The sequence below is a fragment of the Prochlorococcus sp. MIT 1342 genome, assembly GCF_047304495.1.
Classification (GTDB): Bacteria; Cyanobacteriota; Cyanobacteriia; order PCC-6307; family Cyanobiaceae; genus Prochlorococcus; species Prochlorococcus marinus_D.
Genome location: NZ_CP138957.1, coordinates 1912763 through 1933158, shown reverse-complemented (window position 1 = coordinate 1933158; position 20396 = coordinate 1912763). Strand labels below are relative to the sequence as shown.

At 52.8% G+C, this 20396-nt stretch carries 18 protein-coding genes; 9 read left to right on the top strand and 9 right to left on the bottom strand.

Annotated elements, in window-relative coordinates:
• The first annotated feature begins 31 nt into the window (after positions 1 to 31).
• The 3 genes from SIB79_RS09990 (at position 32) to SIB79_RS09980 (ending at position 4682) form a co-directional block, all read left to right on the top strand.
• Complete coding sequence (locus SIB79_RS09990) at positions 32 to 1300, top strand: O-antigen ligase family protein (protein ID WP_081215707.1); 1269 nt, start codon at positions 32 to 34, stop codon at positions 1298 to 1300.
• 93 nt (positions 1301 to 1393) lie between these two features.
• Positions 1394 to 3802 (top strand): UvrD-helicase domain-containing protein, encoded by a 2409-nt coding sequence (locus SIB79_RS09985; RefSeq protein ID WP_063404890.1) that lies wholly within the window; start codon positions 1394 to 1396, stop codon positions 3800 to 3802.
• Positions 3803 to 3812: 10 nt separating this feature from the next.
• Positions 3813 to 4682 (top strand): sulfotransferase family protein, encoded by an 870-nt coding sequence (locus SIB79_RS09980; protein WP_063405400.1) that lies wholly within the window; start codon positions 3813 to 3815, stop codon positions 4680 to 4682.
• A 52-nt stretch (positions 4683 to 4734) separates the two neighbouring features.
• On the opposite strand, the gene kdsA is transcribed toward SIB79_RS09980, so the two are convergent.
• The gene (gene kdsA, locus SIB79_RS09975) at positions 4735 to 5586 is read right to left on the bottom strand and encodes a 3-deoxy-8-phosphooctulonate synthase (RefSeq protein WP_063404892.1); all 852 of its coding nucleotides are present in this window, start codon (positions 5584 to 5586) and stop codon (positions 4735 to 4737) included.
• A gap of 279 nt (positions 5587 to 5865) precedes the next feature.
• Positions 5866 to 6183, bottom strand: coding sequence for a hypothetical protein (locus tag SIB79_RS09970; protein ID WP_063404894.1), 318 nt, complete (start codon positions 6181 to 6183; stop codon positions 5866 to 5868).
• A 361-nt stretch (positions 6184 to 6544) separates the two neighbouring features.
• Here SIB79_RS09970 and SIB79_RS09965 point away from each other — a divergent pair, with 361 nt between their 5' ends.
• Complete coding sequence (locus SIB79_RS09965) at positions 6545 to 7258, top strand: glycosyltransferase (protein WP_063404896.1); 714 nt, start codon at positions 6545 to 6547, stop codon at positions 7256 to 7258.
• Positions 7259 to 7263: 5 nt separating this feature from the next.
• Entirely contained in the window at positions 7264 to 8079 is an 816-nt protein-coding gene (locus SIB79_RS09960; RefSeq protein WP_063405402.1) for a 3-deoxy-manno-octulosonate cytidylyltransferase family protein, read from the top strand.
• Positions 8080 to 8103: 24 nt separating this feature from the next.
• Here SIB79_RS09960 and SIB79_RS09955 read toward each other — a convergent pair whose 3' ends face one another.
• From SIB79_RS09955 to SIB79_RS09945, 3 genes are read right to left on the bottom strand one after another with little or no spacing between them, the layout of a single operon-like run.
• Positions 8104 to 8955 (bottom strand): hypothetical protein, encoded by an 852-nt coding sequence (locus tag SIB79_RS09955; RefSeq protein WP_063404898.1) that lies wholly within the window; start codon positions 8953 to 8955, stop codon positions 8104 to 8106.
• A complete protein-coding gene (locus tag SIB79_RS09950; protein WP_063404900.1) occupies positions 8948 to 9544 on the bottom strand; it encodes a KdsC family phosphatase in 597 nt (198 codons plus the stop codon). Before SIB79_RS09950 ends, SIB79_RS09955 begins: the two co-directional genes overlap by 8 nt.
• Positions 9541 to 10584 (bottom strand): KpsF/GutQ family sugar-phosphate isomerase, encoded by a 1044-nt coding sequence (locus SIB79_RS09945; protein ID WP_063404902.1) that lies wholly within the window; start codon positions 10582 to 10584, stop codon positions 9541 to 9543. Before SIB79_RS09945 ends, SIB79_RS09950 begins: the two co-directional genes overlap by 4 nt.
• Here SIB79_RS09945 and SIB79_RS09940 point away from each other — a divergent pair.
• A complete protein-coding gene (locus SIB79_RS09940) occupies positions 10583 to 11842 on the top strand; it encodes a CCA tRNA nucleotidyltransferase (protein ID WP_063404904.1) in 1260 nt (419 codons plus the stop codon). The two genes, SIB79_RS09945 and SIB79_RS09940, sit on opposite strands and share 2 nt — an antisense overlap.
• Complete coding sequence (locus SIB79_RS09935; RefSeq protein ID WP_063404906.1) at positions 11842 to 13371, top strand: hypothetical protein; 1530 nt, start codon at positions 11842 to 11844, stop codon at positions 13369 to 13371. Before SIB79_RS09940 ends, SIB79_RS09935 begins: the two co-directional genes overlap by 1 nt.
• Positions 13372 to 13399: 28 nt before the next feature.
• Here the strand turns inward: SIB79_RS09935 and selD are convergent, their stop codons facing one another.
• The 3 genes from selD to galE form a co-directional block, all read right to left on the bottom strand.
• Positions 13400 to 15592: a selenide, water dikinase SelD gene (gene selD, locus SIB79_RS09930; protein WP_063404908.1), complete on the bottom strand. Its 2193-nt coding sequence runs from the start codon at positions 15590 to 15592 to the stop codon at positions 13400 to 13402.
• 74 nt (positions 15593 to 15666) lie between these two features.
• Positions 15667 to 16998, bottom strand: a complete 1332-nt coding sequence (locus tag SIB79_RS09925) for a sugar transferase (protein WP_063404910.1) — start codon at positions 16996 to 16998, stop codon at positions 15667 to 15669.
• Between the two features lie 71 nt (positions 16999 to 17069).
• The gene (galE, locus tag SIB79_RS09920; RefSeq protein ID WP_063404912.1) at positions 17070 to 18110 is read right to left on the bottom strand and encodes a UDP-glucose 4-epimerase GalE; all 1041 of its coding nucleotides are present in this window, start codon (positions 18108 to 18110) and stop codon (positions 17070 to 17072) included.
• Between the two features lie 393 nt (positions 18111 to 18503).
• Between galE and SIB79_RS09915 the strand changes: the two genes are divergently transcribed.
• On the top strand, positions 18504 to 18683 hold the full coding sequence (locus tag SIB79_RS09915) for a hypothetical protein (RefSeq protein ID WP_063404914.1): 180 nt from the start codon (positions 18504 to 18506) through the stop codon (positions 18681 to 18683).
• A gap of 63 nt (positions 18684 to 18746) precedes the next feature.
• On the opposite strand, the gene SIB79_RS09910 is transcribed toward SIB79_RS09915, so the two are convergent.
• Positions 18747 to 18941 carry a hypothetical protein gene (locus SIB79_RS09910; protein WP_155724710.1) on the bottom strand — a complete coding sequence of 65 codons (195 nt, stop codon included), beginning with the start codon at positions 18939 to 18941 and terminating at the stop codon, positions 18747 to 18749.
• A 74-nt stretch (positions 18942 to 19015) separates the two neighbouring features.
• Here SIB79_RS09910 and hisS point away from each other — a divergent pair, with 74 nt between their 5' ends.
• Positions 19016 to 20326, top strand: a complete 1311-nt coding sequence (gene hisS, locus SIB79_RS09905; RefSeq protein WP_063404916.1) for a histidine--tRNA ligase — start codon at positions 19016 to 19018, stop codon at positions 20324 to 20326.
• The last annotated feature ends 70 nt before the right edge of the window (positions 20327 to 20396 follow it).

The following is a 20396-nucleotide window of genomic DNA, read 5'->3' as shown; positions in this document are numbered from 1 at the left end:
AGAGGATGGATAGGTATTTATTTGAATAAGCTTGTCAACTCCATCCTGGCTGGAGTCCCTGACATGGGACGCTCTCCTAGATGTGCTGCTGCCGCTTTCGCTGTTCACGTTGCTCCTGCAGCGCAGCAGTGATCCTATGGGCATGGTGCTGCTGATGGTGATCTGGCTGGGATTGAAGCTTGTGTTGCGCACTAATATTTCACCGATTTACTGGTACTTGTTGGGGGTGCTCTCCATTGGTTTGGCGATGCTTACTCATCAGGTTTCGAACTCTTCTCCATCTGATCTGTTACTTGTCCTGCTTGCTTTTAGTGTTGGTGTAGGCCGTAAACGTGAGGAGTGGCGAGCTTCATTTTGGATTCTACTATTTATTGCTCTAGCGGCTTTGTTCACTTTTGAACTAGATAACTATGATCGTGATTATACGCGATTTAATGATAATTTAAAGATTATTCCATTCCAATATTTGCGTGAACTTTTGCCGGCCGAGGCGGTGCGTCTTCAGCGGATAACGATTAATAGATCTGGCTATATTCTTGGAATTGTCGGTATATTAGGCTTCACTTTGGCACGCCATAGTAATAGGAATTGGCCTAGATATTTTGCCTTCACCCTCGGCCTGATCGCCTATGGCTTTGCCTTCTGTACAGGCTCTCGTGCTGCCGCTGGGTTTCCCGTGTTGGTGCTTTTGTTTGCAGAGCTTGTTTGGTGCTTCCGAGGCCAGCTAAGGCGATTGGCGACCCCTGTCGTAATCATGGTGTTAATGCTTGGTCTGATGATCAATCTTTCGATGTATTTACCAAGCAGTCCTTTCTCTAAAAACAATCCAAGCGATATTGGCCGGGCCAACGTGGCACAATGCTTTTTCTCTCAATCAATTAGCTCCTGGAGCACTCTTTTGACTGGGCAGGGAGGAGACCGGGTCTCCTTGGCATGTCAACGATTAACCCTACCTAATCCTGGGAAAAAGCTTGGTCCTTCACATGCTCACAATGCTTTTTTGCAAACTTTGGCTGATTATGGTTTGCCAGCAGCCTTGATGCTTGTGACTGTTGTTGGCCTCAGTCTGCGAAATTCCCTGCGAATGATTGCGGCAGGAGACGCGCTGCAGGGAAGCATGGCTTTAAGCCTCGGATTGTTCATGTTTGGCTCGGCTTTGGTTGAATCCACTTTGATCACTACTTCCTTGCAACAGGTTCTGAGTGGATATTTACTTGCAGTGGCTTGGCCAAGTCCGATCAGGAGAAATGAGCACAGCCTTCAGTCTGCGATTGTGAGCTCTGTGGTTGATGGTGATTGAGTTGGATAGCTGTTACTACAAGCTGGGGAATCAGTTCTGCTACCTGAGCCAGAGGTTGAAGGTGAAACTCTCGCCAATTTTGAGGTTTAAAACTTGAGTTTTCTTGCTGGCCTTAATGATGCTCAGCGCAAGGCTGTCGACCATCATCAGGGACCTTTGTTGGTGGTTGCAGGAGCTGGTAGTGGTAAGACGCGTGCACTGACGCATCGCATCGCTCACTTGATTGGAGCGCATGGTGCCGATCCGGCTCAGATTTTGGCTGTGACCTTTACCAACAAGGCCGCGCGCGAGATGAAGGATCGTTTGGAGCTGTTATTGGCCCAGCGGCTTGCTGAGAGTCAATACGGCCAACCATGGATCACTTTACCGCCGGTGGACCAACGCCAGTTGCGTGGTCGAATTTTTCGAGAGGTGACCAAAGAGTTGTGGATTGGCACATTTCACTCCTTATTTGCTCGCTTGCTTCGCTTTGACATTGACAAGTTTCGTGATGCAGAAGGGCTGAGTTGGACCCGTCAGTTTTCGATTTACGACGAGGCCGATGCTCAGAGTTTGGTGAAGGAGATTGTGACTCAGGAGCTACAGCTTGATCCCAAGCGCTTTGAGCCTAAGAAGGTGCGCTGGGCGATTAGTAACGCCAAAAATCAAGGCTGGTTGCCTGATCAAATGGAAACCCAGATCGATGGTCAGCGAGGCAAGCTCACGGTTGAGACGTATCGGCGTTATCGCAAGGCATTAGCGGCGAACAACGCACTTGATTTCGACGACCTGCTGCTGTTGCCCGTCCAGTTACTTCAGCAGAACGAGCAGATACGACGTTATTGGCACAACCGTTTTCGGCATGTGTTAGTTGATGAATACCAAGACACCAATCGCACTCAGTACGACTTGATCAAGTTGTTGGTTACTGATGGTCGGGAACCTGAGACCTTTGATGATTGGCAGGGCCGTTCAGTTTTTGTGGTCGGTGATGCAGATCAAAGCATCTACAGCTTCCGTGCGGCTGATTTCACGATTTTAATGGGCTTTCAGGACGACTTTGGCGATAAAGCATCAGATGATGCCACTCGCACCATGGTGAAGTTGGAGGAGAATTATCGCTCTACCTCAACAATTCTGGAGGCAGCTAATGCCTTGATCGCTAACAATACAGAGCGGATTGACAAGGTATTGCGAGCTACCCGTGGCGAGGGGGAGTTGATCACCCTTACCCGCTGTGACGATGAGATCGCAGAAGCTGAAGCTGTAGTGCATCGAATGCGCATGCTGGAAGCTGCTCATCCAGAACTTCGCTGGGGAGATGTGGCAGTGCTGTATCGCACCAATGCCCAGTCCAGGGCGATTGAGGAGTCGTTGGTGCGTTGGCGTATTCCTTACATTGTCGTGGGCGGACTACGTTTTTATGACAGGCGTGAAATCAAGGATATTTTGGCCTATTTACGCTTATTGGTTAACCCCGCCGATACGGTGAGCCTGCTCAGAGTCATCAATGTGCCCAAGCGAGGCATTGGTAAGACCACCTTGCAGAGACTTGCTGATGCTGCTAATCAACTTGGGATTCCTTTGTGGGATGTGGTGAGTGATGCGGAAGCAGTGCGCTCACTAGGAGGCAGATCGGCGAAGGGGTTGTTGCAGTTCTGTGAATTGATCAATGATTTGCAACGCTCGGTTCAAGATCAGATTCCTTCGGAGATGATTCAGCAGGTGATGGAGAAGAGTGGCTATATCAGTGAGCTGATCGCTGAAGCTACCGATGAGGCAGAGGAGAGGCGACGCAATTTGCAAGAACTTGTGAATGCTGCTTTGCAATACCAGGAAGAAAATGAAGAGGGCAATCTTGAGGGCTTCTTAGCCTCTGCTGCGTTGGCCAGCGATGCTGATAGCAAGGACACGTCTGCTGATCGGGTGACGTTAATGACTTTGCATAGCAGTAAGGGGCTTGAGTTTCCCTTGGTCTTTCTGGTTGGGATGGAGCAGGGACTTTTCCCTAGCTATCGCTCTCTTGATGATCCATCCTCTTTGGAGGAAGAACGACGCCTTTGCTATGTGGGGATGACGCGTGCCAAAGAACGCTTGTTTTTGTCTCATGCCAGTGAGCGAAGGCTTTGGGGTGGCATGCGACAGCCTGCTGTTCCCTCACTATTTCTTGCTGAGTTACCCGAGGCTTTGGTGCAGGGTGATCTCCCTCAAATTGGTGGTGCGGCATTACGGCGTGAGCGACGGCTTGACCGTTTGACGCGGGTTGATCGCGATGACAATCAACGGATCAAAGCCTGTGGTGTGAGCGGAGCCCCTAGCAATGCAGTGCGGCGGCGGCAGGCTGGGCCCGCTCCAGGCAAGGCATGGGTCGTAGGGGACCGTGTCGTGCATTCCAGCTTTGGCGAAGGCGAGATCACCCATACCTTCGGCAGTGGTGAAAAAGTGTCGATTGCTGTCAAGTTCGCCGGTATGGGGCCAAAGATTCTTGATCCACGTTTGGCCCCGATTGAGCCTTTGGAGTAGGCCTGAGGTGATGGCACGTAAAAAACTGCTCCTGATTCGTGGCCTGGGCCATAGCGGAACCACCATTCTCGATTTGGCGTTGGGGAGCCACCCAAGCATGATCGGCTTGGGTGAGGCTCTACGCATTTTGCGGACTCCTTCACCAGGTGAGGAGCAACGTGGTCCTGCTCGTCTTAGGGCTGAATTGCGCCATCAGCGTCTTTGTACATGTGGCACCACGGCGGCTAGTTGTCCTATTTGGGGTCCCTTGCTTGATTGGCTGCCCGTCCATGATCATTTGCCTTTAGCTGACAAGTTGCGCCAGTTACTTGGCAATGTTGACCATTACGTCAATCAGCAGAATGGTGAGATCGAGTGGGTGGTCGACTCTTATCAGGATGATCTTCAGATCCCTCTTCAGGTTCTGCCAGATCTTGATGTACGCATCATCTTTTTGGTTCGTGATGTGCGTTCTTGGGTGCATTCCCGTGCTCGTGATGGCAGCAAGAAGGGCAAGAGCTTGCCTGGGGTCAGGTCGTTGGCTCGCTGGTGTTGGGTGAATCGACGCTTTGAAAGGGATTTAACCCGTTCGGGTAAGCCAATTTTTTTACTTGGCTATGAGGAATTAGCCCTTTCACCTGAGAGGTCTCTCACATTGTTGTGTGAATGGTTAGGACTTCCCTTCGAAAAGGCCATGCTCACTCCAGGAGTTGAGACACAAAGTCATATCCTGGCAGGTAATCGTCTGCGATTTGATCCTCTTAAGAGTCGAGAGATTAGCTACAACACGTCTTGGCTGCAGGGGCCTGCTTGGCCAGCACAACCTGCGTTGATGTTGCCTAGTGTGGATCATTTGAATCGACGCCTTGTTTACTCCAATAAGGTTTTGGGTGTTGATTAAGATCGCCTTTAGAATGCGAATAGAATGACCTGGCTTTTGATGTTTTGAATATTTATATAATGGTTAATTTGTTCATACTTTTGACTAGATCGTCAACTGATTTAACTTGCTTTAAGAAGGCTTCTAGCAATGTTAGAGGCAGTGCGCTGGGGCCATCGCAGAGAGCTTTGTTGGGGTCGGGATGCGATTCAAGGAATAAACCCGCAAGCCCAACGGCCATGCCAGCACGGGCGAGTTCAAGAACTTGTGAACGTCGGCCGCCCGAGGCGGCTCCGCCAGCATCGCGGCATTGCAATGCATGGGTGACATCGAAAATCAGGGGCAAATCATTGCAGGTATTCTTCATGACTCCAAAGCCCAACATGTCGACCACTAGATTGTCGTAGCCAAAGTTGGAGCCACGTTCACAAAGAAGCAATTTAGTGTTGCCACATTCTCTGAATTTTTCAGTAATATTTTTCATTTGCTCTGGGCTCAGGAATTGTGGCTTCTTGATATTGATTACGGCATTTGTTTTTGCCATCGCCTGCACAAGATCTGTTTGGCGTGCCAGGAAGGCAGGAAGTTGAATCACGTCACAAATAGCAGCAGCTTCAGTGGCCTCTTCCGTTGTATGGACATCAGTTAAAACCGGGATTTTGTATGTCTCTTTCACGGCCTTTAATATACTGAGCCCTATTGCGATGCCGGGGCCACGGTATGAATGAATTGAGGAGCGATTTGCCTTGTCGTAAGAGGCCTTGAAGACAAAAGGTATTCCTAGGCGTCGGCAAACTTCCACGTAATAGCCTGCTACATCAATTGCAAAATTGAGACTTTCAAGCACATTCACTCCGCCTATCAAGACGAAGGGCTGGTCGTTAGCAAAAATGATGTTGTCCAGTGAGACCCTCGGGCTTGCCATTCTGAAGACTCTGCTCAATTTGCTGTCTTGAGCCTAACTAACTTTAGGAACAGGTGCATCTTTTATATGATTGGCCGAGGTTAGTTATCCAATGAAAACCAGATCGCTAAAAAAATAATCTGATCCATTTCATTGGGAGCTGTAAAAAACCGTAGCCTTCTTTGTTGTTATCTAAAATTCAGCTGACAGTTTTCTTGTCACTTGGGAGTAGGGTTATGCATGCATTTGGTCTGATAATAAATCTGGCCTATTGATTTTATCTGATGGCTTTTATAATGGCTATTGGCATAGAAATTGCAAGAATTTCTCGCGGTTTTCTCGACTGCCAAGAGTCTCTTCGGCCATAGTAAGTCCCATCATTTTTTTGTAGGCCACTTTTTTTTCCTTGCTGCCAATATTGGAACCCATCCACTGAGCACAAGTGAGTTTTAGTAAATCTGCTTTGGATTGGTTAAGCGCGATAGATACCTGTGCTGAGGCTAATGCGACAAGGCTCATAGAGGTAATTGCTGTCGCAATAAGGTTTGCGTTATCTTTGCATAGGGTAAAGAATTCAAGAGGGCTTAGGCCGTGATCTTTTTCTGGTGTACTACCCATGGGCTGCTATTCTGATTCTCCCCATTATAGTATTACGTGTTTAGTTTTTCGTCGAAGGGATTCTGAAATAAAATACGACTTCAATTGTTGCAGCAGCATTCGCTGCCCAACTATGAATCTGTTTCAACTATGTAAACCTACGAGAATGTTGGCATGAAACCTCTTTCTCCTCCATGGTTAGCCTTTCCTTGTTGATAGGTGAGTGATGATCCGGAGGTACAGGAATCTTGGGAAAATAAGGGTATGCCTTGTCGGACGTTGGTATTTTGTCGAGTTCTGATTTGGTTCAGGTGTTTGCCATCGCCAGGTGGGGTATGAGGTCGGTCTACGCTTCTTCTCAATTACCGATGAAGCTTGAGTCATGACCACGCCGATACCGATTTATATCGGTTATGACCCGCGTGAAAGAGCTGCGACCAATGTTTTGATCGACAGTCTTTACCAGCACAGCTCGATGCCGCTGGCAATAACCCCTTTGGTTACTCCTCAGTTGGAAGGCCAGGGCTTGTTTCGGCGGGAGCGCGATCCGAAGCAAAGCACGGCATTTTCCTTCACGAGGTTTCTTGTGCCGAAGCTCATGGGTTATCAAGGCTGGGCGATTTTTATGGACTGCGACATGCTCTGCCGTGGTGATATCGCGGAGCTATGGGCCCAGCGCGATGAACAGATGGCCGTGATGTGCGTTAAGCATGAGCATGAGCCAGGAGAAACGAAGAAATTCTTGGGTGAGGTTCAGAGCCCCTATCCGAAAAAGAACTGGAGCTCGCTAATGATGCTGAATTGCAGTCGTTGTACCGCTCTAACCGTCGATTATGTGAGTACGGCCACGGGGCTTGATTTGCATCGTTTTCACTGGCTTGCCGGTGATCATGAGATTGGAGCCATTGAGGGTGGGCTTTGGAACCACTTGGTTGCTGTTCAGGAGGATCCTGAGCTTTCAGTTGGGCAGTCACGACCCCAGTTATTGCATTGGACTTTGGGTGGACCATGGTTCCGCGAACAGCGCACGATGGGTGGTGCCTTAGCGGCTGAATGGTTTAGTGCTCGTGATGATGCGATGAAGCTTTGGGATTAATGCCGATGGGAGTTCAACGCAGTGTCGTGGCCGTGCCTGCAAGGCTTGAATCATCGCGATTACCCAATAAGGTTCTGGCAGATATCGGCGGGATGCCAATGCTGCAGCGTGTTCTTGAGCGCTGCAGTCAGGCTCATGGGCCAACGGCGGTTGTCCTTTGCACGGATAGTGATCGATTGAAAGAGATGGCGGAAGACTGGGGTTTCCCGGTGTTGATGACTTCGGCTTCATGCAGTTCAGGTAGCGAAAGAATTGCTTCGGTTGCCGATCATTTGGTTGCCATGGCCTGGGATGAGCAAGCTGATGGTTGGGATCAGCAGCAGCAGCAACAGCGGTTGGCTATGACTGCAGTGATCAATGTGCAAGGGGATCAGCCGTTCTTGGACCCTGCGGTGGTGACGACAATGGCGATGGAGTTTGAGCAAAGAGAGATTGTTCCAGCTGTGATAACTCCGGTTTACCGACTCAAGCCCGAGACCATCCATAACCCCAATGTGGTTAAGACCTTATTGGCTATTGACGGCCGAGCGCTTTATTTTTCTCGTTCGGCGATTCCGCATGTGCGCGGTGTGGACCCTTTGGATTGGCATCGCCATACCACCTACTGGGGGCATGTGGGGATGTATGGCTTTCGTGGAGATGTGTTGGCTTGCTGGTCAGGTATGCCGCCTTCGCCTTTGGAAGCTCTTGAACGTCTAGAGCAATTGCGATTGATTGAAGCTGGTCATACGATTTCCACCTTTGCAGTTGAGGGGACATCCCTTTCGGTGGATACCGTTGAGCAGTTGGAAGAAGCTAGGGAATGTGCCTTGAAATCTTGATCGTGAAGCCAAGGTGAATGGCATTTATTGGTCTCTGCACCAAGTTGCAGATGTTGACCATATTGATTCAATATTGACATGCGGTAATTGATTTTTGACTGCGTTGTAGATAGGCGATTGCCACACCCCTAGCCGCTCTAAAATATCTTCTGGTATGAGAGTATCTGTAGCACTTGCATTGATCTTTTGTCCCCAGCGTGGCTCTTGGTAGTTAATGTCTAGGAATTTGCATAGGTTCGCGTAAGTTTTCTGTGTGAACAATGTTTCGTAGAAGCTGATGAAGCAGTTTTCGTGACCAAAGGCTTCGTCTAGGGCGCCCAAAGTCTGCGCGTAATTACTGCGAATTGAGACTCGTTTTGGCAGTTTGTTAACAAGAGACCGAAGGGCTTCTATCTCTTGCGATGGGTCTTTTTGTCCGCGTTTACGCAGTTTCATGCGTTGGCTGGAAATCACTCGTTCAATGGGGTCACGCATCAGAAAAACCGGTCGAACAGGAATCCCGCGTTGCGTAAATTCACGTTTGATTGTCATCAGGGTATTGGCGCTTAGGCATGAATAGGAGGGGGTAATGTCTCCGGTTAGGTTGATATGAGGTTGGCTTAGCAGATTGTAAAAGTAGTCGTAATAGCGCCCAGTATCCTTGAAGAAGCGTTGGCGACGCCAAGTGCGTGGTTTGAGCCATGAACCTTGTTGTTGTCTATAGCGGACTAGTTTTGGCACAGTTAATGCATCGTGGATGTGATATTCCTTGCAGAAGCCAAAATTTGCATCGGCTCTGTTATGTAGCTGTAGATGGAGCCACGACGTGCCGGCTTTTTGTGCGCCAACCCCGAGAAGGAAGACCCCTTGTTGTGTCGTCGAGTTTGTTTTAGTCATTGCGGTCCTTCCAGCCTTTCTTACGCAGTTGATGCCATCGACCACGAGCTTTTAGTAGGCGTTCTGCGAGTTCTCGCACGGCACCATGCCCCCCACGGCGCTGGAGTACGGCATCGGCTTGGGATCGAAGGGGACGACAGGCATCCGCAGGGGCTAGCAAGAGCTTGACCAGAGGGCGCACGATGAGGTCATTGAGGTCGTCGCCGACAAATGCGGTGTTTAATTGCGACAGGTTGAGCTGTTGCTGCAGTTCTGCGAGTGCGGCGGTTTTGTCTTTGATGCCAACGAAATAGTGCTGAATGCCGAGCTGCTTGGCGCGCGCCTCGGTCGCTCCTCCTTTGCCACCACTCAGCAAGGCCAGTGTCAGGCCTTCTTGTTGGAGCAGTCGTAGTCCCAGCCCATCGCGCACATCAAATCGCTTTTGCAGTTCGCCGTGAGCATCAAGCCATAGCCCACCATCGGTAAGGACTCCATCAACATCCATCACCAGTAGGTCGATGGAAGCTAATGCCTTCCACTGCAGTCGCCATTGCAGCTCTCGGTTCCAGTAAAGGGGGTGGGTTCGAGAGATCAGGGTGGTGCCGCTCATGTCAACCCTGCTTGAATCAGATCATGAAGCCGTAGGAGTCCGAGCAACAGATTGCCTGAGCTGTCAGGGCCTACGACGGGCAGTACTGAGATGGGTTTGCGGCGGTTGCATTCCATCTGCTTGATCGCTTCGACTGCGAGGAGATCAGCGTCCACGGTGATTGGATCGGCTGTCATCAGGTCTGCAGCACTGAGGCTGGCCCAATTCTCGGCACTGTGATCACGCAGGGCGCGGCGTAGATCACCATCGGTAATGAGGCCCAGCAGCAGTCCGGCGGTGGAGGGGTCTTCCACCCAGCCACTACCAATACCATCTTGGGTCAGCTTGCAGATCACTTCTTGCAGACTGGTGTTGGGTTGTAGTGGCTGGACCTTCTCAACTGGCACCATTAAGTCCGAAGCGGTGAGGGTGAGCTGTTTGCCGAGCGAACCGGCTGGGTGGTTGAACGCGAAGTCTGCAGGTGAGATGTTGCGACGTTCCATCCATATGGCAGCAAGGGCATCACCGATCGCCATGGCCACCGCTGTGCTGGCGGTGGGGGCAAGATTCAATGGACACACTTCGCGATCAACACTTGCTTCAAGCACCACGTCACTATCGCGAGCAAGCGATGAGTCGGGCTTGCCAACCAGAGCGATGCGAGCGGTGCCACGTCGTTTGAGGTGGGGAAGCACTTCTAACAGTTCAGCAGTCTCACCGCTGTTGGAGAGCAGTAGGCAGACGTCCTCTTGGGCGACCACTCCCAGATCGCCATGCATTGCATCGAGGGGGTTTAGGTAAAGGGCCATCAGGCCGATAGAGGAAAAGGTGGCAGCGATTTTGCGTGCAACGATGCCGCTTTTGCCTACGCCGGTGATTACCAATTTGGCGTGTTGATCACCACAGCGTTCAAGCAAGACCAATGCCTTTTCCACCTGGCTGCTGCTCAGTCGTTCGGCAGCGGCGGCGATGGCGGCGGCCTCTTCCTTCAGGCAGCGGGTGAGGGCAGACAAACTGTAAGTTCGTGATGATGCGGTAATTCTCCTGCATACCACCGCCATGGAGAGTCTGGTGAAGCCAGAGCCTGGATCCGATGGACCAGGTTTGCCAATCGGTTTGTTGGCGCTACTGCAGCAAGTTGCGTCAGAGGTTGGGATTAAACGCCTTGCCTTGGTGGGTGGTGCGGTTCGAGATGGCCTGTTGCATCGGGTTCATTTTGATCCCTGGCGAGGTTTGCCTGATCTTGATCTGGTGGTGGAGGGTTCAGCAGTGGTTTTAGCTAAGGCGCTTCGCCGTCATTTAGGGCCAGAGCAGTTGCCGCAGCTGCGTGTGCATGGGGCTTACGGAACGGTGGAACTTGTGGTTAATGGGGTCTTGCTTGATTTAGCCACTGCTCGGCAAGAAACCTATGCATCTCCTGGACAAAACCCGCAGGTCACGGAGGGTCATCTCGAAGAAGACTTAGCCCGAAGGGACTTCACGGTGAATGCCATGGCTTTGGAGTTGCCAGGGATGACCTTGTTGGATCCCCATGATGGCTGGGCGGCTTTAGCCACGCGACAGCTGTTTTTTTTACACTCAAACAGTGTCACGGATGATCCGACGCGAGTCGTGCGAGGGGCCCGTTATGCGGCCCGGCTTGGTTTTGTATTGGCGCCTGAGGCTCTTGCTCAGGTGCGCTCCACTCTTCAATCCTGGCCTTGGGCTTGGCGTCCTGGCGAAGCGCCGCAGCTGGCACCGCCAGCCCTTTCCACGCGCTTGCGGATGGAGCTGGAGTTGTTATTGGAAAGGGAGCCTTGGCAGAAGGCAGTGGCTCATTTGCAGGACTGGGGAGCTCTGGTGTTACTTGATGAGGGCCTTCAGGCTGATCAAAACTGGCATCGTCGAATGCGCTGGGCCTGGCGTTTGGAGCTGCCGTTGCTGACAGCATTGGTGGCCGGAGCTGCGGATCCTCTGGCTATGGCAGAACGCTTGCAGTTGCCACAATTGCAGCAAAGGTTGTTGGCGGAAGCGGCCGAATTGCAGATTTTGTTGGCTTCGCTAGAGGTTGCGGAGAGTTTGTCGACGTGGTCGCCCGCTCGCTGGTGCGAAACCCTGGAGGGCAATGGTTGGCAGCCAGAGGCGGTTGCTCTTTGCGTTTGCTTGGGTGTACCGATGTGGCGACCCTTGCTGCGTTGGTGGGGGCGTTGGCGCCAGGTGAAGTCTCCTGTATCGGCACAGGCCCTGATTGATCAGGGCTGGCGACCCGGTCCGGCTTTGGGGGCCGAATTAAAGCGGCTCAGGCTGGAGCTGATCGATCAGCAGGTGGCGTTGAGGTGATGTTGTTCTGGCGGCGCTTTGGGCTGGGAGTCGTGGTCATCTTGGTCTGTGTGGCATTTGCCTTAAAGGCTCTTTTGTTGGTGGATGTCACCAGCTTGTGGAGTGATGAGCTTTACAGCGTTGGCAAGAGTTTTCAGCCAAGTTTCAGGGATCTGTTGGTAATGCTCCGCAATGACACTCATCCGCCTGTTTATTACAGCCTTCTCTGGTTCTGGGGGCAGAGCGTTGGTCAGAACGCTCTGACGTTGCGATTGCTTTCCTGGCTGGCCTATGGGCTTGGTGGAATCGTAATGGTGTTTCAGGCAGGCGCCTTGGCTCAGGCGCTAGGGGTGTCACGGGGTCGGAGTTTGTGCCTTGCGGCATTGCTGGCTTTTTGCAGTCCTTATCCGGTGCGTTTTGCGATCGAAGGCAAGAGTTATGCCCTTTTGGTGTTGTTTGTGGGACTTGCTTGGTGGTGGCGGCGTCGGCTTTTGCAGTCAGTGGGATCAAGCACTTTTGTTGCAAAAGATCTTCTGTTGTATGGCATCACGGTTTGCCTTGCAGCACTCACCCATTTCTATGGTCTTTTTTTGTTTGCGGCGGCGGCGGCTTGGGATCTATGGCAGCAGCGCTGGCGGCTGGGCGGCATAGCCACACTGGCTTTGCTTCCTGCTTTGGTTTGGATTGCTTACGCGGCTGCTTATCTTTTTCGTGATTCCACGGGTGGCTGGTTGGCTCAGCCAGGTTTCGCTCTGCTTGAGGAGACCTTGGCAAGGGCCCTTGGTCCTTGGCCCTTCCCGAAAATTGGGTTGTTTGTCTTGCTGATGCTGGCTTTGCGACGATGGGGTCGACTGTCTGCTGGTCATGATGGTGATGAAGGCCATAGAAGGGATTTACAGCCAGCTGTAGTTGCTGGTTCTCTGTTTGATCAGAGCGGTTTGATTCCATCCGCGTTGATGCTTCTGGCAGTAGTGGCCGTGTCGTTTGTGAAGCCGTTGGCTTTTAGCCGCTACTTCGTGGTGCTGGTGCCGGCGGCTCTGCCTTTGATTGCGGTGAAGTTGGGGGGTCTTCGACTCAATCTCCGAGGTAGTGCCTTAGCGCTTGTCGCTTTGACGGCCCTAACTGTTTTGTGGTGGCAACAGAGCTATATAGGGCTTCACCCTGGGCTCGGCAGTGCCGGTGGTAGGGAGCAAGACAATTTCCGTGCGATTAGCCAATCACTAGCCGGCCAAGTGGAGCGCTATGGACGGAGGTCGAGGCTACTTAATTTGAGTGATCATATGGAAGTTGCGGCTGGTCGGATGCTTAGCAATCCAATGCCTTGGGGTGATGGTGCTGCGCTGCAGAAACGACTCGATCAACCACCTTTGCCATCGGTTATCTGGCTTGCGAGTAGTGGTCCTGACCAATCAATGCGTCGTCGGCTCAAGCCTCTGATCAAGAGAGCTGAACAAGGAGGGTATACATGTCGGGAGGATGGCTTAGAGATTGAGTACACGCGCGTGTTGCGTTGCACGTTGACGAAGTCCAGTGTTGGTGACTCTCAGTAGCCAACTTCAATTGAATGACCAGCAACCACTACATCGGCTGAACCTGGCCGATGCGTTGCCAAGGTCCATCCCTGAGAAGTTCTGAGGCGATCTTGGTTGAACAGGCCAGGACTAATGGGCCGCAGGTTTGTGGATCCACCATGAGTTCGAGCAGTGCCTGGTGGTGTTCACTGCCTGGTGTTACATCATTCAGTGCGATTTCTATCGGTGCGGCTTCGCCGTTGATGCTTGGATTGAGCAAGTGCCAGTTGCGGCGATTGGCTGGGGCCAGGGTGCTCGAATAGCCAGCTTTGAGTAGCAGTAGAGCACCCTGCAGGGAGGGAATGGCGGCGGCTTCGAGGATGAGACGTAGAGGTTGGAGCCCTGCTCTATGGCGTTGGTGATTGCTTGCACTGAGCATTTCTCCGAGATGGCCCAGTAATCCGAAGCCGGTGATGTCGGTACATGCATGAATGGTTTGCATTCCTGTATGTCTTTCTTCAAGGCTGCGCAGCGCTGTCAGGAGGTTGTGCTGGCTGATGGTCATCTGCGCAAGTGCAGCGTCGAGATCCTCTGGGTGAGCTTTTCCTGCCATGGCTGCAGCAAAGATCACGCCGCTGCCTATGGGGCGGCTGAGCAGCAGGACATCTCCCGATTGCAGCTTGCCTTTGCTCCAAGGCACACGTCCAGAAGCCACCTTGCCGTTAACGCTAAGGGTGAGCTGGATCCCAAGATTGATTGGTTGGGGCGGAATGCTGCGGGCTTCGAGGGTATGCCCTCCAATTAATTTGGCGCCTTGCGGTTCGAGGGTTGATTGGATTCCTTTGAGCGTTTGGACTAACAACTCTTGTTGAAGTTCAGAGGACACCTTGGGCAGGGTGATGACAGCCTGTGCAGAGATCACATGCGCACCACTGGCCCAAAGATCTGAGCAGGCATGCAGTGTGGTTAAGCGACCATTAAGCCAGGGGTCGCTGATCAGTGCAGGGAAACCATCGACACTTTGCAGCAAGCTGTCGCCTGATGATGTGCTGGCAATCAAGGCAGCGTCCTCAGGTTGTTGCCCAAGAGCTCCTAGGCCTGCCTGCTTTAGGGCATCGTTTAACGGCTTCTTAGCCAATTTGGCTGCGCAACCTCGGCAAGCCATGCTCTCCTGTCGCTTGAGAACTCCGCTCATGCTTGGGAGTTCGTTAAAGTTACCCATGAAGCGCCGATCGATAGCTTTTTTCCAGTACCAAAGCCAGGGATGGGGCCCGATGATCAGGTCGCCCCAAAAAGCCCAGGCGGTGAACCTCCCTGAGGTCAGCTGACTTCCCAGTATTTGCAAGGCAAGCTGTTGTGGCTGCCATGGACGGGTGGGTTGTCTACGGCTGAGCCGCTCTAGGTTTTGGGCAAGGGGCTTTGCGGCTTGCACGGCCCATACCCCTGCGGCTGGCCGCTGGGCCTTATCAATCACCGCACAGTCGCCGACGGCGAAGCAGTGGGGATGGTTGATGATTTGAAGTGTCTTAGTGGTGCGAACACGCCCAAAGGGATCCACGGGAAAGCCACTGGTAGCAAGCCAAGCGGGGGCTTGGCTGCCAGTGCAGAGCAGGGCGGGGCCACTCAAGGGGGTTCCGCTTGGCACTACTACGATTGCGGCCTTGGAGAGGGCTTGTTTTAGAGCTGGTCTGGGTTGCCCATGATGCGCTTGCAGATTTAAAGGGCGCTTGGGCCAGCGTTGACGAAGGGCGAGCGCCACTTCTACTCCCGCCAGGCCAGCCCCGATCACCGTCAGTGGCGTGGAATCATTGACCAGCACCTGACTGTCTTGCTGTTCAAGCCATGCCAGGGCAGGCTCCAAAGGCTTGATTGGCATTGCCAGTTCAGCCTGGCTTCGTTCAAGGGAAGGGCCCTTGTTGAAGGTTTCGGCGCCCACATCGAAACTAATTCGTTGGAAATGTATGGGAGGACGCTTGGCGAGGAGCAGGCGATTGTGGTGGGCCTCCACTGCTGTGATTTCGGCAATGATGAGTGCTACGCCAGCTCTGTCGGTGAGGCGACGGAGGTCGATCGCGATTTCACTGTGTCTGTAATGACTGGCTATGAGACCAGGCACCATGCCGGAGTAGAGGGTGGTGCTGTGGCGGTTGATCAGGGTGATCAGTCCTGCAGGTCGGAGTTGGGGACGCATGGCCCAGCGACGCAGCATCAGGGCATGGCTATGTCCCCCCCCGGCCAGAATGAGGTGATCAGCCGTCATTGTTTATCAGCGCAGCATGGAGTTGAGGCTTGGCATTGCGTTGGCAGTTGAACGTGTTGCCTGTGACGAGATGTTCAACGACCACCCACCTTGAGCACCGTTTTAATTGTGCGTAGCAGGATCATGAGATCTAGCCAGCTACTGAAGTATTTGAGGTAATAGAGGTCGTAAGAGAGTTTGAGCTCTGACTCCTCAACACTTGCGGCATAGGGGGCACATACCTGGGCCCAGCCGCTTAATCCCGGGCGCATCCAGTGGCGCTTGCGGTAGTGGGGAATGCTTTCTTCCAGTTCATGCTCTATTTCAGGACGTTCAGGTCGCGGTCCAATCAGGCTCATGTCGCCACGCAGCACGTTGATGAGCTGAGGGAGTTCATCGAGGCGCGAGCGCCGCAGCCAGTTGCCTATCCGGGTGATGCGTGGGTCGCCCGGCATTGTCCAGCTGATGGGTGCATGAGGTGGTAGCACTTTCATCGTGCGGAGTTTCAGAACCATGAATGGCTGGCCTAACCAGCCGCTGCGTTCCTGGATGTACAAGATCGGACCGCGATCTTCTAACCAGATCAGCAGGGCTGCTGGCAGCAGCAATAGCGGTGTTGTCACCGCCAACAGCAGCATTGCTAATACCACATCTGCTACTCGCTTGAGTTGGCGTTGAGGGCTGAACAACATGTTCCAGGGAATTTCGGAATAGCTCAGCCAGGCTTCGGGCAGCAGCTTTGGAGGCAGTCGTTCGAGTTGTCGCTCTGCAAGGGCAAGAGGTGTTGTCAGGTTGCATTCGCGGGGGTCGCGTTGCTCCAATCTTTCCAGTAATTTTTTGTAATCAGCTTGCTGCCTCAGGTTGGGTGATACCGCTATCACTAATGGCCCTCGTTGTTTTGCTACCTCTGCAGCAGGTAGCCATTTAGGCATGAGTCGTGTGGGTGTTTTTCGCCAGGCCTGAAGGGTCTGATCTGCTTCCGTTTTGGAGGATAGAAGGATCAGCTTAGGCTCTTCATCCTGAAGTCTCCCCTTGAGCAGACTTACTCGAACCAATAGTGACCACAGTGTTGTTGGTAGCAGCCATGACATCTGGGTGCTGCGGTACACCAGCCAGATGTCTAGTGGTGGATTGATCACCCAGCGCAGGATCGCTACCAGCATTAATGTGGTCAGCAGGCAAAGTCCCAGGCGTTGGACCAGTGTCCAGCGGGGTACTCGGCGCCAGCTCAGCAGGGTGTATGTGCCCAACAGCCAGCCCATTAGTAAATAGGCCGTGATCGTCGTCACCATCCAACCAAGCTGTCCAGTTAGCGGCTGTGACCAGATGCTTGATAATCCAGCCAGCACTCCTACTAGGCCAAGCAGATCTAGACCCGCACAAGTCAGCAAGTTGCGGCGAGGATTGCGCCAGGACAAGGGCATCACAGCGACTTGGTGAACCTAGGGCGGCTGGCCTGGCTGTGTGTTGGTGTTGGGAAACAACAATTGTTTCATTGTTATTTCTGGTTGTAGCCCTGTGGATTGGCCTTCTGCCAAGTCCAGCTGTCGCGGCACATGTCTGACAGGCTGCGCTGCGTGCACCAGCCCAACCGCTCGGCGGCCAGTCTTGGATCTGCGACGCTACATGCGGCATCTCCAGCTCGGCGCTGGTTAATGCTGTATGGCACGGGTTGGCCGCTTGCCTTTTCAAAGGCCTGCACAACCTCCAATACCGAGTGGCCTTTGCCACTGCCGAGATTAAGAGTGAGGAGTTGCGGCTCCTCTCGCTGTAGTACCTCCAGTGCAGCTCGGTGTCCCTCAGCTAAGTCCATTACGTGGATATAGTCACGAACAGCACTCCCATCGGGTGTAGGCCAATCGGCTCCAAATATTTGGAGTTCTGCTTGCCGGCCTACTGCTACCTGGCTCACTAAAGGGAAAAGGTTGTTGGGTTTTCCTTTGGGATCTTCGCCGAGGCAGCCGCTGGGGTGGGCTCCTACTGGATTGAAATAGCGCAATCGGGCAATTCGCCAACCAGGTTCGCTGCAGGCTAGGTCAGCTAGCAACTGCTCCACCGCCGCCTTGCTTTGTCCGTATGGATTGATCGGTTGCACCCTAGTTGTTTCAGGGATTGGGATTTGCTCGGGATAGCCATAGAGCGTTGCACTGCTGCTGAAAACGATCGTGCGGCAGTTATGCCGTTGCATGGCTTCCAGTAGGCAGCGGCTGCCAGCCACGTTCACATCCCAGTATTTCAGTGGCAACTGAACTGATTCATGAACTGCCTTGAGCCCGGCGAAGTGCACCACAGCCGCGATGCCGTTTTTCATTGAGTTGAAAGCGCGATCTAGATCGTTGCTATTGCGGATATCGCCTTCCAATACGAGCATTCGCTCTTGAGCGGCCACTCCAGCAAGTTCGGCTACCCTTTTTGAGGCAATAGCTGCACTATTGGAAAAGTTGTCGAGTATCACCAGCCTGTGGCCGGCTTCCAGAAGCACCAGGCAGGTGTGACTGCCAATGAACCCGGCACCACCCGTGATCAACAACTCGGCCATGGCAAATTAAATGACTTAGGCAGTCAGGCTAGGAGCTGTATCTGTTCAATTTCATAAGACTCTTGAAATGATCAGCTGACCAGAGGAGCGATTGCAGAGTCTGCGGGGCATCGTCGCTCCCCCTTTCATTGTGATAGTGAGCTATCCATCAAAGTTCAGAACCTTAGTCGGCAAGGCAGCCGCTTAACCCTGAACTCCATCAAAGACTTCGAAGGCTTAGGGACCTCGCTGAAGTTATGATCCGAAACTTTGCTGAGCTGGTGTGCGAGCGAATCAATCCTTCTCTAGCCATGAATGAACAAACTCTTGCCTGGCGATGCTCAATTGCAGCGCCGGCCGCTTATTGATTTGGTATTGCAGGATTTCGTTGGCAGCATCAAATAAACAAGATTAATGGCTTCAACCCACCATCGTCTACTTCCGAGAGCTTTTCGACTCGTGATCAGCTATTTGCGCATCAATCGTTGGCTTCTGGGATTGAGCATCATTCAATTGCTTGTTGGCGTGGTATTCCGCTGGTGTTTTTTTAGTCCCACAATCGAAGCGCAATGGCCAGGACTCCGCCAGTGGTGAATACAGCAGCAGAGGCCACCACCATCAGTCAGTTGTTGAGATCAGTTAACGCATCATTGTCTGTCAGGATTCTTCTGGTGAGCGGTACTTTCCATAGGCCTCCTGCTCAGGGCTTTTTGGGCGTAAGGGGCTCAAGGTGGTGCTATTCCCTGTTGATTTGAAGGCTTGCAGGGCTTGGGCAGATCGCTTGTGGCTTGATTCGTTGTGGTGGTTGCCAGCGGCCGGCAGCCTCGCCAACAGCTCAGGGGCATTGCGCAACTTGTTTGGTTGCCTCGTTTATCGAGCTTGGTGATCACTGGCCCGGCAGACTGCCTACTGGTTGTCGGTGAAGAGTGACTCAGCTGCAGAGCCTGCGAGGAATGGTCGATCTATTGCCAGAACAGACGAGGTTCTGGCAGGCGGTAGAAAGCGTTGCGCGAGATCACTTTCGCAGAGCAGGGTTGCAGGAAATTCGCACGCCTCTTCTGGAAGTGACTGAACTCTTCGCACGTGGCATTGGTGAAGCTACGGATGTTGTTGGGAAGGAGATGTATACCTTTGTTGATCGGGGTGATCGATCCTGCACCCTTCGGCCGGAGGGAACAGCTTCTGTTGTGCGTGCTGCTCTACAGCACGGCTTGTTGAGTCAGGGGCCACAGCGTCTTTGGTATGGCGGTCCAATGTTTCGCTATGAGCGACCTCAGGCTGGTCGGCAACGACAGTTTTATCAGATTGGTGTGGAATATCTCGGGGTTGGCAGTCCTCGTAGTGATGCTGAAGTCATTGCATTGGCCTGGGCACTTCTGGTCGACTTGGGCATGCAAGGTCTTGTCCTGGAGATCAATAGCCTCGGCACCCTTCAGGATCGACAGAAGTATCGAGAGGAGCTTGTGGTGTGGCTAGAAGCCCGCCGTGAACAGCTTGATGACGATTCACGTAAGCGTTTATATACCAACCCACTGCGTATCCTTGATAGTAAACACCCTGCAATAAGTGAATTGTTGCAGGATGCTCCCACGCTTTTTGAGGCGCTCAGCGTGGAGAGTAAGGCCCGCTTTGAGGAGGTTCAGGTCGACTTGGAGGCTCTCCAGATCCCTTTCCAGCTCAATCCTCGTCTTGTGCGCGGCCTTGACTACTACGGTCATACTGCTTTTGAGATCACTAGCGATCAGCTTGGGGCCCAGGCCACAGTCTGTGGAGGAGGACGATATGACGGGTTGGTTGAGCAGTTAGGGGGGGGGGGCACTCCCGCTTTTGGTTGGGCTTTAGGTATGGAGCGGTTGATGCTTTTGCTGGAGGCTGCGGCGAGTATTAATCCAAGTGGATCAGCTGCTCGCTTAACGGCTTCCACGAGGCCGGATCTTTATGTGGTGAATCGGGGAGAGCAGGCGGAACGAGTCGCCCTGGTCATTGCCCATCAGCTACGGGCTGCGGGGCTCATGGTGGAGCTGGATAGTTCTGGAGCTGCCTTTACTAAGCAGTTCAAACGTGCCGGTCGCAGTAGGGCTACCTGGGCCTTGGTGATTGGTGATGATGAGGTGGAGCGGGGTGAGGCTCGCCTCAAGCGTTTACAGGAGGTAGCAACTCAAGCCAATCCGAATCCCATCGACCAACTCCATCGATTAGACGATCTCACCGGTCTTGTGCGTTTGGTTCGAGAATGAACTCCTATAGCTTTCTTTGCATACTGAGGTCCCACTTAATCTTTGTCATGACTGGGCTGGTCTCTCCCCT

Excerpts from the sequence above, each read along its gene's own strand:
- SIB79_RS09980 (WP_063405400.1), top strand. The coding sequence starts at position 3,813 with ATGGCACGTAAAAAACTGCTCCTGATTCGTGGCCTGGGCCATAGCGGA.
- kdsA (WP_063404892.1), bottom strand. The coding sequence starts at position 5,586 with ATGGCAAGCCCGAGGGTCTCACTGGACAACATCATTTTTGCTAACGAC.
- SIB79_RS09970 (WP_063404894.1), bottom strand. The coding sequence starts at position 6,183 with ATGGGTAGTACACCAGAAAAAGATCACGGCCTAAGCCCTCTTGAATTC.
- SIB79_RS09965 (WP_063404896.1), top strand. The coding sequence starts at position 6,545 with ATGACCACGCCGATACCGATTTATATCGGTTATGACCCGCGTGAAAGA.
- SIB79_RS09960 (WP_063405402.1), top strand. The coding sequence starts at position 7,264 with ATGGGAGTTCAACGCAGTGTCGTGGCCGTGCCTGCAAGGCTTGAATCA.
- SIB79_RS09955 (WP_063404898.1), bottom strand. The coding sequence starts at position 8,955 with ATGACTAAAACAAACTCGACGACACAACAAGGGGTCTTCCTTCTCGGG.
- SIB79_RS09950 (WP_063404900.1), bottom strand. The coding sequence starts at position 9,544 with ATGAGCGGCACCACCCTGATCTCTCGAACCCACCCCCTTTACTGGAAC.
- SIB79_RS09940 (WP_063404904.1), top strand. The coding sequence starts at position 10,583 with ATGGAGAGTCTGGTGAAGCCAGAGCCTGGATCCGATGGACCAGGTTTG.
- SIB79_RS09945 (WP_063404902.1), bottom strand. The coding sequence starts at position 10,584 with ATGGCGGTGGTATGCAGGAGAATTACCGCATCATCACGAACTTACAGT.
- SIB79_RS09935 (WP_063404906.1), top strand. The coding sequence starts at position 11,842 with ATGTTGTTCTGGCGGCGCTTTGGGCTGGGAGTCGTGGTCATCTTGGTC.
- selD (WP_063404908.1), bottom strand. The coding sequence starts at position 15,592 with ATGACGGCTGATCACCTCATTCTGGCCGGGGGGGGACATAGCCATGCC.
- galE (WP_063404912.1), bottom strand. The coding sequence starts at position 18,110 with ATGGCCGAGTTGTTGATCACGGGTGGTGCCGGGTTCATTGGCAGTCAC.
- SIB79_RS09915 (WP_063404914.1), top strand. The coding sequence starts at position 18,504 with ATGGCTTCAACCCACCATCGTCTACTTCCGAGAGCTTTTCGACTCGTG.